12 protein-coding genes are annotated in these 11,980 nt (G+C 59.4%); 8 read left to right on the plus strand and 4 right to left on the minus strand.

Features of this window, described 5'->3' with window-relative positions:
- Nucleotides 1–69: 69 nt before the first annotated feature.
- On the plus strand, nt 70–1,311 hold the full coding sequence (locus K7431_RS06305; protein WP_148270900.1) for an anthrax toxin-like adenylyl cyclase domain-containing protein: 1,242 nt from the start codon (nt 70–72) through the stop codon (nt 1,309–1,311).
- Nucleotides 1,312–1,377: 66 nt separating this feature from the next.
- Here the strand turns inward: K7431_RS06305 and fabV are convergent, their stop codons facing one another.
- Complete coding sequence (gene fabV, locus K7431_RS06310; protein ID WP_012722908.1) at nt 1,378–2,571, minus strand: enoyl-ACP reductase FabV; 1,194 nt, start codon at nt 2,569–2,571, stop codon at nt 1,378–1,380.
- 310 nt (nt 2,572–2,881) lie between these two features.
- On the opposite strand from fabV, the gene K7431_RS06315 reads away from it, so the two are divergent.
- The 4 genes from K7431_RS06315 (at nt 2,882) to K7431_RS06330 (ending at nt 6,338) form a co-directional block, all read left to right on the plus strand.
- Nucleotides 2,882–3,706: an aspartyl/asparaginyl beta-hydroxylase domain-containing protein gene (locus tag K7431_RS06315; RefSeq protein ID WP_012722907.1), complete on the plus strand. Its 825-nt coding sequence runs from the start codon at nt 2,882–2,884 to the stop codon at nt 3,704–3,706.
- 150 nt (nt 3,707–3,856) lie between these two features.
- Nucleotides 3,857–5,230 (plus strand): nucleotide 5'-monophosphate nucleosidase PpnN, encoded by a 1,374-nt coding sequence (ppnN, locus tag K7431_RS06320; protein ID WP_012722906.1) that lies wholly within the window; start codon nt 3,857–3,859, stop codon nt 5,228–5,230.
- Nucleotides 5,231–5,506: 276 nt separating this feature from the next.
- The gene (locus K7431_RS06325) at nt 5,507–5,764 is read left to right on the plus strand and encodes an AbrB/MazE/SpoVT family DNA-binding domain-containing protein (RefSeq protein ID WP_043204978.1); all 258 of its coding nucleotides are present in this window, start codon (nt 5,507–5,509) and stop codon (nt 5,762–5,764) included.
- 199 nt (nt 5,765–5,963) lie between these two features.
- Nucleotides 5,964–6,338 (plus strand): hypothetical protein, encoded by a 375-nt coding sequence (locus K7431_RS06330; RefSeq protein ID WP_012722904.1) that lies wholly within the window; start codon nt 5,964–5,966, stop codon nt 6,336–6,338.
- A 7-nt stretch (nt 6,339–6,345) separates the two neighbouring features.
- Here K7431_RS06330 and K7431_RS06335 read toward each other — a convergent pair whose 3' ends face one another.
- Nucleotides 6,346–6,675 carry a YXWGXW repeat-containing protein gene (locus K7431_RS06335; RefSeq protein ID WP_043204977.1) on the minus strand — a complete coding sequence of 110 codons (330 nt, stop codon included), beginning with the start codon at nt 6,673–6,675 and terminating at the stop codon, nt 6,346–6,348.
- A gap of 176 nt (nt 6,676–6,851) precedes the next feature.
- Nucleotides 6,852–7,748: a LysR family transcriptional regulator gene (locus tag K7431_RS06340; protein WP_012722902.1), complete on the minus strand. Its 897-nt coding sequence runs from the start codon at nt 7,746–7,748 to the stop codon at nt 6,852–6,854.
- 100 nt (nt 7,749–7,848) lie between these two features.
- Between K7431_RS06340 and K7431_RS06345 the strand changes: the two genes are divergently transcribed.
- Nucleotides 7,849–8,514: an NADPH-dependent F420 reductase gene (locus tag K7431_RS06345; RefSeq protein WP_012722901.1), complete on the plus strand. Its 666-nt coding sequence runs from the start codon at nt 7,849–7,851 to the stop codon at nt 8,512–8,514.
- An 84-nt stretch (nt 8,515–8,598) separates the two neighbouring features.
- On the opposite strand, the gene mqo is transcribed toward K7431_RS06345, so the two are convergent.
- On the minus strand, nt 8,599–10,245 hold the full coding sequence (gene mqo / locus K7431_RS06350; protein WP_012722900.1) for a malate dehydrogenase (quinone): 1,647 nt from the start codon (nt 10,243–10,245) through the stop codon (nt 8,599–8,601).
- Nucleotides 10,246–10,626: 381 nt separating this feature from the next.
- Here mqo and K7431_RS06355 point away from each other — a divergent pair, with 381 nt between their 5' ends.
- Together K7431_RS06355 and K7431_RS06360 are read left to right on the plus strand one after the other, a co-directional pair.
- The gene (locus K7431_RS06355; protein WP_012722899.1) at nt 10,627–11,199 is read left to right on the plus strand and encodes a fimbrial protein; all 573 of its coding nucleotides are present in this window, start codon (nt 10,627–10,629) and stop codon (nt 11,197–11,199) included.
- A gap of 66 nt (nt 11,200–11,265) precedes the next feature.
- Nucleotides 11,266–11,964, plus strand: a complete 699-nt coding sequence (locus K7431_RS06360; protein ID WP_012722898.1) for a fimbrial biogenesis chaperone — start codon at nt 11,266–11,268, stop codon at nt 11,962–11,964.
- Nucleotides 11,965–11,980 lie beyond the last annotated feature (16 nt).

The following is an 11,980-nucleotide window of genomic DNA, read 5'->3' on the forward strand; positions in this document are numbered from 1 at the left end:
ACCGAAGGAATGCTTCGGTCAGGACGAAATCATCCGACGTATCGGTAAACCATGCCTTGGAGACATTCAATGACAAACTTACTCACCCCCGCTATTTCACCTTCCGCGCTCAGCTTGAACACGTTACAGCGCTCCTCAGCTGATCAACCGAACGACGCCACACAAGAGACGAATGACCCGGTAATCGCCGCGTTTGAGCGCGCAAGAGAAAACACAGGAATAGTCTCGAGCCACCTTCTTCCGTTACAGAAAGTCGCGGCGCAGACCAACTCCATCATCGGCATACGCCCAGTAGAAAACGTCGCAACCGGGTTGATCGAAGCGGGCCATCCCACCAAGGACTTTCATATCAAGGGAAAAAGCGCCAACTGGGGACCGCAAGCCGGGCTGATCTGTACTGACCAGGCTTTCAGCAAGCTTGAAAAGTTCAAGGACGATGCCCCCGAAAAAGTGACCAACGCGAATAAGCAAATCCAGGCGTGCATCAGCGACGGGCATGCAGTTGCGACCCCCCTGAAGGTCCCGCGCAGCCGTCTCGACGAATTGATGAAACTCGGCCTGATCAATGAGCTGGCAACGAAAGAGCACGGCGGCACACTGAGTTTCACTGCCCAAGGGCCAAGTCAGCATCTGTACGCCTTCGAAGGTAGACGCACATCGCCTTTAGAAGACAGTTATTTCATTAGCCATCAGGGCAAGCCGGTTGATGTCCTGGCGAAACACGTAGGAAAAGACGCAATTACGGCCGACTATGACCTGCACATGGTGGCGCCCCACATCAGCGACCTGGGCCCCCAGGACAGGCTTCCAGTACCCGATATTGCACACAGTGTTTTCACCACACGTGTCGATCACTACAGACAGCAACAACCAGACCCCAAGGCTTTCCTGGTGCCGGAAGCACTACGCGCAGACTATGAAAGCGCCGAACATTTCTATCAAAAGGAAAATCCCGATCTGGGCAATGCCACACCGCGAATAGAGCAAATGATCAGACTGATCAATGACCGGCTGGTGACTCCCCCCAGCGAAGAGCGGGTGGTACACCACAATGCAGACTCCGGCAGCTACGTAACCGATGTGAGCGCCAACTATCCGGCGACTTTCTTCTTGCCCACCAAATTGGGGCGTTTCGACGAAATCTGTATCATCAACGACAGCAAAGAAATGGCGGAACTGATCAGAACAGCCAAAGACAGTGGTTATCACGTGCCGCTGAATCCGCTCTGGGAGAGCGAAGTGGTCAGTATCAAGCGCACCGGCTTTACCCATGCACAAGCGCGGCTGGCGTCAGCCTTGCGTCAAGGTTGAACGCCTGGCGCACACAAAAACAGCAGCCTGATAACAGGGTTATCGAGGCTGCTGTCGGGCCCGCATTTATGCCGAAATCAGACCGTTGATCTTCACGGTAGGATTCACGTCAGCGTCGTAGTCCACGCCGTCGATTTCAAAGCCGAACAAACGCAGGAACTCCGCCTTGTAACCGGCGAAATCACTGATCTCGTTGACGTTGTCGTCGGTGACCTGGTTCCACAGCGCCGCCACGGCGTCCTGGACTTTCGGTTCCAGCTCGGCCAGGTCGGCACGCAGGCGGCCGTCGGCGTCGAGTTTAGGCTCGCTGCCGTACAGGCTGTCCTTGAACAGGCCGTAGACCTGCTCGATGCAACCTTCGTGGGTGCCCTGCTCTTTCATCACTTTGAACAGCAGCGACAGGTACAGTGGCATGATCGGGATGGCCGAGCTGGCCTGGGTGACCACCGCCTTGAGCACCGACACACGGGCGTCGCCCTTGAGTGCAGCGAGGTTGTCGCGCAGGGTCAGGACTTTCTTGTCGAGGTCTTTCTTGGCTTCGCCGATGGAGCCGTTCCAGTAGATGTCCTGGGTCAGCTTTTCACCGAGGTAGGTGAACGCGGTGGTCTTGGCGCCTTCGGCGAGGACGTCGGCGTCACGCAGGGCGTCGATCCACAGCTGCCAGTCTTCGCCACCCATGACTTTCACGGTGCCGTCGATTTCTTCCTGGGTAGCCGGCTCAAGGGTGGTGTCGACCACAACGCCTTTGTCGGTGTTGATACCGCGCAGGGTCACGGCCTTGCCGATCGGCTTGAGGGTGGAGGTGTGCACCACGCCTTGTGGGTCGGTACGGCGTGGCGCGGCCAGGCTGTAGACGACCAGGTCGATCTTGCCCAGGTCTTTCTTGATGGTTTCGATGGTCAGGCGCTTGATCTCGTCGGAGAACGCGTCGCCGTTGATGCTCTTGGCGTACAGGCCTTTTTCGACGGCAAACTTCTCGAACGCAGCGCTGTTGTACCAGCCGGCGGAGCTCAACTTGCCTTCTTCGCCTTCTTTCTCAAAAAACACGCCCAGGGTGTCGGCACCGCAGCCAAACGCGGCACTGATGCGCGCGGCCAGGCCGTAACCGGTGGAAGCACCGAGGACCAGCACCTTTTTCGGGCCACCTTCGATGACGCCGTGTTGAGTCACGTAGTCGATCTGTTCCTTGACGTTCGCTTCACAGCCAACAGGGTGAGCGGTCACACAGATAAAGCCACGAACCCGCGGTTTGATGATCATAAAATTTCTGCCTCTTCCAAGGTGTCGAAGGCCAGTGGTGGCCACTCAACTTCAATCGTACCGGTCTATGACGTCCGAAAAACCGAAGCGTCACGATAGTCGTAAATCTTCCGTTTACAAAATCCAATCCAATCAACGCATCGAGGGGTTAAAAACCGTGTAAGGCCTTCACAATTTCGCACTATTTAAAACGCCAATCCCGCGCAGAACGCCTTATTATGCGGTAGTTGTTTCAACATGTTTCAAAACCTAACCACTCGCGGCCACGGATACGGACCTGTCGAATGGCGTCCTGCTGGAGCTGAGTTACATGAATATGCCTGCCTTGCGTAAAAAAGCGGTATCGGTCGCCTGGGTACTCGGCGTGTTGCTGATCATTGATGTGTTCCCCGAGACCACCCTGGTCTTTCTCGGCCTGGTGGTGGTCTGCGGCATCTACGACTTCCTGCGAAATGGCCTGTATGACGCGCCCACGATCAAGAAATACTTTATCGGCAGTGGCCGCAACACCTGGCTGCTGGCGCCGTTCAATACCCTGTTCGACCTGGTGAGCTCGCATAACCGCCATGTCTACACGATGCAGGACCTGCCACCCGCCTGGCGCGAAGACCTGCAACGGGTGATCGATGACGCTATGGCCCACAAGGACGAAATCATCGGCTACCTGGACGAACGCATGGCCGAGAAGAAGCGCGGCATGCTGTTTTTTCAGTGGTATGGCCACCCCATCGAGACCACCCTGGACATTCCGCAACTGCGCAAAAAACTCCCGTTCGTGAAAACCATTGGTGTGTCGGTGTTCAATGAGAACCGCTCGACCTCGTTTCACTTTGGCCCCCTGCGCATGATGTTCCGCGTGCTCTACAACATGGCCCCGGCGCCCCATCACGAGGGCGTCTACATCCAGGTGGGCAAGCACAAGCATTACTGGCACGACGACCCGCTGTTCATCTTCGATGACACGTTGATGCATGCGTCTTTCAACAAAAACGATGCCAAGCGTTACTGTCTGTTTATCGATATCGTGCGGCCGACCCCGGTACCCCGGGTTCTTAACGCCGTGATCGCTGGGTTTGCCGGCATGGCCTTTACCCTGCGTCGGGTTTTCTACAAAAACTGGAAGCTGATTCAGTGAGTTCTGCGGCATGATGGTGCTGGACGGTGTTTGCACTCGGCCTTGCGCCTGAGTTAAATAACCGTCTCGTGCGTCCGAATTCGGCGCCCATCATTCTCAAGCCATCGCAGCCCCTCGCGGGTGCGGTGGCTGCGCTTTCAAGGAATCAGAATGCCCCAACGTCAAGTCATCAACGCCTCCGTCAGCCCCAAGGGCAGCCTCGAAACCCTGTCCCAACGTGAAGTGCAGCAACTGAGCGAAGCCGGTACCGGCAGCATCTACACCCTGTTCCGCCAGTGCGCCCTGGCCATTCTCAACACGGGCGCGCATATCGACAACGCCAAGACCATCCTCGACGCTTATAAAGACTTTGAAGTGCGCATCCACCAGCAGGACCGCGGCGTGCGCCTGGAGCTGTTGAACGCCCCCGCCGATGCCTTCGTCGACGGCGAAATGATCGCCAGCACCCGCGAAATGCTCTTCAGCGCCCTGCGTGACATCGTCTACACCGAGAACGAGCTGGACAGCCAGCGTATCGACCTGAGCAATTCCCAGGGCATCACCGACTACGTGTTCCACCTGCTGCGCAACGCTCGTACGCTGCGCCCCGGTGTCGAGCCGAAGATCGTGGTGTGCTGGGGCGGGCACTCGATCAATACCGAAGAATACAAGTACACCAAGAAAGTCGGCCACGAACTGGGCCTGCGCAGCCTGGATGTGTGCACCGGCTGCGGCCCTGGCGTGATGAAAGGCCCGATGAAGGGCGCGACCATTTCCCACGCCAAGCAACGCATTACCGGCGGGCGCTACCTGGGCCTGACCGAGCCGGGCATCATTGCCGCCGAAGCGCCGAACCCGATCGTCAATGAGCTGGTTATCCTGCCGGATATCGAGAAACGCCTGGAAGCCTTCGTGCGCGTCGGCCATGGCATCATCATCTTCCCCGGCGGCGCCGGTACGGCAGAAGAGTTCCTGTACCTGCTGGGCATCCTGATGCACCCGGATAACCGCGACCTGCCGTTCCCGGTCATCCTCACCGGGCCCAAACACGCCGCGCCCTACCTGCAACAACTGCACGCCTTCGTCGGCGCCACCCTGGGTGAGGCAGCGCAAGCGCACTACCAGATCATCATTGATGACCCGGCCGAAGTGGCGCGCCAGATGACCGCGGGGCTCAAGGCGGTGAAGCAGTTCCGCCGCGAGCGCAACGACGCGTTCCACTTCAACTGGCTGCTGAAGATCGACGAAGGCTTCCAGCGCCCGTTCGACCCGACCCACGTAAACATGGCCAGCCTGCAGTTGAGCCACGCACTGCCGCCGCACGAACTGGCCGCCAACCTGCGCCGTGCGTTCTCGGGGATCGTGGCGGGTAACGTGAAGGACAAGGGCATTCGCCTGATCGAGCAGAACGGCCCGTATGAAATCCACGGTGACCCGGCCATCATGAAACCGCTGGACGAACTGCTACAGGCCTTCGTCGCTCAGCACCGCATGAAGTTGCCGGGCGGCGCGGCCTATGTGCCGTGCTACCGCGTGGTTCAATGAATTAGCGCTCAACCGACCCTGCACAGCACGAAGTCTTGCCGACTTTGACCGCGATCACGTCGCCGGCGTGCTCGACAATGGCGTGCAGGGAAGGCGGATAATGGGGTGGCGGTGGGTCATGGTTTGTATCGCTTTAAACCCGGTGGAAGGGGGGCGAGCAAGGACAGTTGGAAATAGTGTTTTACCTGTTCCAACTCACCCACACCCAATGAGCGACCTATGGACCAACGGATATTGTGCTCTGTCATTCCTTACCCCAGGGTAAGGAATATCACGATGGAGCACTTCACTATGGCAACCGCCACCCTGACCTCGAAAGGTCAAATCACCATTCCAGTCCAAGTCAGGACTGCCCTCGGCCTGGAAACAGGAGACCGGGTTGAATTTGTCGAAATGGAAAACGGACAGTTTTCCATCATTGCCGCGAGCAAGACGGTTCAGGACCTCAAGGGGCTGATCCGCAAACCTGCCAAGGCCGTCTCCATCGAACAGATGAACCAAGCCATCGCAGCGCAGGGAGCAAACGCCGGATGATCGGGCTGGATACCAATGTGCTGGTACGCTACGTCACCCAGGATGATCCCGTTCGCCGCCGGTTGCGAGTACACGGCCACCTTCGACCTCAACGCGATCAAGACAACGGGCATGAAGCGGCTGGCCTGAACTACAGCGTTGCGGCAGCGGGCGGGCTTTGGTAAAAACGGCTTATCACCTTGATCGAGAGAAAGACTACGTGCGCACGTTTCTACTCGCAGCGCTGGCCATCGCCCCCACCCTCGCCCAGGCAGACACCATCACCTGGCCCGACCTGCCGGAAACCTGCTTTGTCAGTGGTCGCTCTGCCACCAGCACGGACGTCGACGCTGGCTGTGCGGCGTTCCTGATCAATGTAAAAGGCAAGGCCGCCGGCACGCCGATCAAGCTGGATATTCCGCAGTACGCCCTGCACATCGACGAAACCACCGGCAAGGAAACCCCGGTGATCCTCATCCAGGCGGAGGAGAACGGCGAGGTCAAGGCGGTGGGCTACAGGGAACTGGGCACCGATCAGCTCGGTGCCGCGCTGCTGCGGGAGGTTCGACTCCTGGGCACCCAGAAGCCGATTTAGCCGAGACTCAGCGAACCCAACCGCCACCCTGCCAGTGGTACCCATCATTACGCTGCACCCAATGCGGATGCACATAGCGATAGCCCTCGCGCACCGGCTCCCAATGGCCGTGCACCGCGACATAGCGCCCGCCTTCCCAGCGCCAGTAACCGCGTGACCATATGTAGCCGTAGCGCACCGGTGGCTCGACTTCGATCACCTGCACCGGCGGCGGTTGCGGCGCGACGACTTCTACATACTCCCGTTGCACCGGCCTGCGCTCATGCACGACGCGCTCTTGCACACACCCGGATGCCGCGACGACCATGGCCGCCAATGCTGCATAACGTAGCCACATACAAACCCCTCGGGCGCTGACGCCCACCACTTACACTGCAAAAAATGCCCCCTTGTTGCAGCCGCTCTCCTGATCGGCCATGGATCTTTTTTAACAGGTAATGTCTGTCGGGTTGCTGAACCTGAGGGCGTTGCACTCAGGAGCGCAGATGAAAGGCACCGTCAGCATTGGCCCACTCAAGCGGGCCCGAAACGCTCCAGCACCGCCTCCACAAACCGTCGCAACTTGGCAGTGCGCTGGCGATTTGCGGTGTAGAGCAAATGCATCGGCCGGCTCGGGGCCTCGAAGTTCGCCAGCACTTGCACCAACTCGCCCCTCAACAGCGCCGGGCGCAGGAAGTCTTCGGGACCCAGGACAATACCGAAGCCCTCCAGCGCAGCCGACATCAACGCCCTGCTTTCGTTGATTTGCAGTCGGCTGGCAACCTGCACGCGGTAAGGTGTCGGGCCTTGGTAAAGCACCCATTCACGATCTGCCGGGCGCGACCAGAAGGCGTAGCCCAGGCATTCGTGATGCATAAGGTCGGCCGGCACCTGCGGCGTACCACGCGCCGCCAGGTACGCAGGCGAGGCGCAGACGACCAAGCGATAAGGTGCCAGAGGCCGAGCCGTCAGGCTGTTAGTAGCCAAGGGACCGATGCGAAATGCCGCTTCATAGCCCTCGTCCACCAGGTCGACGAAACGATCTGTCAGGTGCAGGTCGATTTCCACCTCGGGGTTATCACGCAGAAATTCGGTAATCAATGGCATCAGGCTGTAGGAACCGAAGGTCACCGGGGCAGTAATTTTCAGCTTGCCACGCGGGGTGTCATTCATGATCTGCGCCAGGGAATCGGCGGCCTCGGCCTCCGTCAGGATGTGTTTGCAGCGCTCGTAGTACGCGCTACCCAACTCCGTCAGGCTTTGGCGACGCGTGGTGCGGTTGAGCAAGCGCGCGCCGAGGCGTTGCTCCAACGCACTGACATGCTTAGCCACCATCTGCGGTGACAGGTTCAAACGCTCGGCGGCGCGGGCGTAGGAGCCCAGTTCAGCGGCCATCACGAAGGCACTCATGCTGGATAGACGGTCCATCATTCCCAACTCCCAGTAATAACAGCCACGCCAGAGCGATCATTTATCGCCAAACAGTTGCCAATCATCATAGCGACTCCCCCCTTTCAACAGGAGCAAGGCGATGAAGATCGGTGTTATTGGAGCAGGTTTTATCGGGCGCGCCGTGGCCCAACTGGCACTGGCGGCCGGGCATGAGGTGATGTTGAGCAACTCCCGCGGCCCACACACCATGAGCAGCGTGGTCAGCGGCATACTCGGCGTGCAAGTGGGCAGCGCCGAAGACGCCGCCAAATTCGGCGACGTGGTGCTCGTGGCAATCCCCTTGGAACATTACCGCAGCGTCCCGGCGCAATGGCTTGAGGGCAAGACCGTGATGGACGCCAATAATTACTACCCGGACCGCGACGGGCATATCCCGGCCCTGGATCGCTTTGAAACCACCACCAGCCGACTGCTTGCCGAGCATTTGCCCCATTCGCACGTGGTGAAAGTGTTCAATGCAATCTTCGCCCCCGACCTGACGCAGGACGCCCGCCCACAAGGCGCACCCGAGCGTCGAGCATTACCGGTGGCCGCGGACGACGCGGCAGCGAAGGCACAGGTCATCACGTTACTCGACGAACTGGGTTTCGACGCCGTCGACGCCGGAGGCCTGGATGAAAGCTGGCGGCTGGAACGGGGCAAGCCTGCGTATTGCGTCCCGCTGGACCAAGCGGGTTTGAAGGCAGCCCTGGCGGCCGCCGAGCGCACGGTTGAACTGCCGCCTGTCGAGCGCTCCCGTATTTAAAAACACAAAAAAACCGCTGACCGTTACCGGTTCAGCGGTTTTTTCGTGACCGGTGAGATCCTGACTCAGAACCTCGCCAGCGGCTTACAACGCCAGGTCAGATGCCGGCTTGCTCGGCTCAGCCGCAGGCTTGGCAGCCTCAGGCGCCTTCACAGCGGCCTTTTGCGGAATCACAGGCGGTGTTGGCAGTTGCAGGATATTGGCGGTGTAGGCCCATTCCTTGGCAACGGCCTCAGGGCTGTCGTTCAGCTTGGTGCCGTAGCTCGGTACGATCTGGTGCAGCTTGGACTGCCACTCAGGGGTCGCTACCTTGTCCTTGAACACTTTCTGCAGCACGGTCAGCATGATCGGAGCCGCGGTGGACGCGCCTGGCGATGCACCCAACAGGCCGGCGATGGTGTTGTCGGCGGAGCTGACCACTTCGGTGCCGAGTTTCAGGACGCCGCCCTGCTCTTCGTCACGCTTGATGATCTGCACGCGCTGACCGGCCTGCCACAGGCGCCAGTCGGATTGCTTGGCGTTCGGGAAGTACTCTTGCAGCGCCTTGAAGCGGTCGTCATCCGACAGCATCAGTTGGCCGGCGAGGTACTCGACCAGTGGGTATTCACGAATACCGACTTTGGTCATTGGCCAGATGTTGTGGGTGGTGGTGCTGGTCAGCAGGTCCAGGTACGAGCCTTCTTTCAGGAACTTGGTCGAGAAAGTCGCGAATGGGCCAAACAGGATAACGCGCTTGCCATCCAGTACGCGGGTGTCCAGGTGCGGAACCGACATCGGTGGCGCGCCAACCGACGCCTTACCGTAGGCCTTGGCCAGGTGCTGCTCGGCGACGGTTGGGTTATCGGTCACCAAGAACGAGCCGCCAACAGGGAAGCCTGCGTATTCCTTGGCTTCAGGAATGCCCGACTTTTGCAGCAAGTGCAGTGCACCGCCACCGGCGCCGATGAACACGAACTTGGCGTCGGTTTCAGTCTTGGTGCCGTCTTTGAGGTTTTTGTAGCTGACACGCCACGAACCGTCGGCGTTCTTGGTGATGTCCTGCACTTCGCTCGACAGTTTCAGGTCGAACTTAGGGGTGGTTTGCAGGTGAGCGACGAACTGGCGGGTGATCTCGCCGAAGTTCATGTCGGTCCCCAGCGGGCTCCAGGTGGCCGCGATTTTCTGGTTCGGGTCACGCCCTTCCATCATCAGCGGAACCCACTTGGCGATCTGCGCCGGGTCTTCGGAGTACTGCATGCCGGCGAACAGCGGGCTTGCTTGCAGGGCTTCGTAGCGTTTTTTCAGGAACTTGATGTTGTCATCGCCCCACACAAAGCTCATGTGCGGTGTGGAGTTGATGAACGAACGCGGGTTCTTCAGCACGCCCTGCTGGACCTGCCAGGACCAGAACTGACGGGAGATCTGGAACGCTTCGTTGATCTCGACCGCTTTCGGGATCTCAACGTTGCCGTTCTTGTCTTCCGGGGTGTAGTTCAGCTCAGCCAGGGCCGAGTGACCGGTACCGGCGTTGTTCCAGCCGTTGGAGCTTTCTTCGGCCACGCCATCGAGGCGCTCGACCATTTCCATCGACCAGCTCGGTTCCAGCTCATTGAGCCATACACCCAGGGTCGCACTCATGATGCCGCCGCCGATCAGCAGCACATCGACTTTCTTTGCCTCTTCCGCTTGAACGGACGTAATCCCCAGCGACAAAGCCAGCCCCAGCAGGGCAGTGTTTACTTTTTTAAACATCAGTAGCACCTATGATAAAACGCCATCCGCCCCACCGCCCCTGACTCTCAAGGCCGCAGGGTGAGCACACAAGGCCGATGTATCGACCTCACTTTTATGTCCCTTCTGCGCTGACTTCTTATCATTATTGGCTTCAGCTACCTGGGCGACAGCCAACCGCCGGGACGTATACGGATGTACGTACCAGAGAACGACCAGACCAAGATGGCGCGCAGAATATCACGGCCAGCGCCAGATATGGGCTCGCCGGTCGAATGGCGCCACTAGTTCGCCATTTTTTTAAGATCCGTCTCATGTGCCTCACAACCGCCGCAATGCACCATGGATTGGCTCACTCAAGCGTGAGCAGACAACCATCCATCTCTCTAAAGGGGCATTGCAATGCTGAACAAACTGAGCCAACTCACCCTCGCCTGCGGCGCTTGCTGGCTGCTGGCCGGCACCGCACACGCGGCCGATGGGCAGATCGAGTTCACCGGTTCCGTCACCGATAACGCCTGCACCATCACCACTGGCGACGTGAACAAGTCCGTGACCCTGGACGCCGTGCGCATCGCTGACTTCCAGCCGACCGTCGGTTCCACCGCCAAGGCGAAAAAATTCACCATCAGCCTGGACAACTGCAGCTTCGCGACCAAGAAAAACGTCGCGATCACTTTCAGCGGTCAGCAAGACGCCAACGACGCCACCCTGCTGGGCCTGACCGGCGAAAACCAGGTCAAGGGTATCGCAATCCAGATCGCCGACGCGCGGGACGGCAAAAAGCTGCCACTGAACACGCCCACCGCCGATTACGACCTGCGTGCACAGTCCAACACCTTTGACTTCACCGCTGCCTACGTGCGCACCGTCGCCGACACCACCACCGGTGAAGGCGACGACGCGGTGACCACCTCCGGCATCGGCACCGGTCAAGTGCACGCGCTTGCCAGCTTCGACGTTACCTATAAGTAATTGCTCGTCAACACCGTGGGCCAGGCGTTTGCGCGCCGGCCCGCGGGCTTCAGGAGGTCCCCTGTCATGCGTTTGAAAGTCTGTTTCCTGCTCGCCCTGCTGCCGCTCTGGCATAGCACGGCAGCCAACGCCGCCGTCACCGTCGGCGCCACGCGGCTGATCTACGATGGCGCTGCCAACGAAGCCAACCTGACCGTCAGCAACCGCGACGACACCTCGCCCTACCTCGTGCAGTCCTGGGTCAGCCGCTTCGGCAGTGGCAACGAGGAAAGCGTCGATAATTTTATCGTCACGCCGCCGCTGTTCCGCCTGGATGCCAACAAGGAAAACATCCTGCGCGTGATCTTTACCGGTGACCCAGAGGTGCCCCAGGACCGCGAAAGCCTGTTCCTGATGAACGTCAAGGCAATCCCGGCGATGAGCGATGAGCAGAAAGGCAAGAACGTGCTGCAGATCGCGCTCAAGACCACGATCAAACTGTTCTACCGTCCGGCCGGCCTCAAAGGCTCGCTCAAGGACGCGGTGGCGCAGGTGAACTGGAAGGCTCAAGCAGGCGCATTGGCGTTCAATAACACCTCCAGGCTGCACGTAGTGGTCAGCGAACTGAAGCTCAACGGCCTGCCGATCACCCAGGCGCCGGATGTACTGCGCCCAGGCGAGGCACGTGAGCTAGCGATTCAGGCCAAGGCCGGCGATGAAGTGTCGCTCAGCTACATCGACGACTACGGCAGCACCGTGGACGCACCGGTAATCCGCATCCACTAAGACCCCGCGCCAACCC

Source organism: Pseudomonas fluorescens group sp. (genome assembly GCF_020093335.1).
Classification (GTDB): domain Bacteria; phylum Pseudomonadota; class Gammaproteobacteria; order Pseudomonadales; family Pseudomonadaceae; genus Aquipseudomonas; species Aquipseudomonas petroselini.

Coding starts and splice junctions, on each gene's coding strand:
- K7431_RS06305 (WP_148270900.1), top strand. CDS start 70: ATGACAAACTTACTCACCCCCGCTATTTCACCTTCCGCGCTCAGCTTG.
- fabV (WP_012722908.1), bottom strand. CDS start 2,571: ATGATCATCAAACCGCGGGTTCGTGGCTTTATCTGTGTGACCGCTCAC.
- K7431_RS06315 (WP_012722907.1), top strand. CDS start 2,882: ATGAATATGCCTGCCTTGCGTAAAAAAGCGGTATCGGTCGCCTGGGTA.
- ppnN (WP_012722906.1), top strand. CDS start 3,857: ATGCCCCAACGTCAAGTCATCAACGCCTCCGTCAGCCCCAAGGGCAGC.
- K7431_RS06325 (WP_043204978.1), top strand. CDS start 5,507: ATGGAGCACTTCACTATGGCAACCGCCACCCTGACCTCGAAAGGTCAA.
- K7431_RS06335 (WP_043204977.1), bottom strand. CDS start 6,675: ATGTGGCTACGTTATGCAGCATTGGCGGCCATGGTCGTCGCGGCATCC.
- K7431_RS06340 (WP_012722902.1), bottom strand. CDS start 7,748: ATGATGGACCGTCTATCCAGCATGAGTGCCTTCGTGATGGCCGCTGAA.
- K7431_RS06345 (WP_012722901.1), top strand. CDS start 7,849: ATGAAGATCGGTGTTATTGGAGCAGGTTTTATCGGGCGCGCCGTGGCC.
- mqo (WP_012722900.1), bottom strand. CDS start 10,245: ATGTTTAAAAAAGTAAACACTGCCCTGCTGGGGCTGGCTTTGTCGCTG.
- K7431_RS06355 (WP_012722899.1), top strand. CDS start 10,627: ATGCTGAACAAACTGAGCCAACTCACCCTCGCCTGCGGCGCTTGCTGG.
- K7431_RS06360 (WP_012722898.1), top strand. CDS start 11,266: ATGCGTTTGAAAGTCTGTTTCCTGCTCGCCCTGCTGCCGCTCTGGCAT.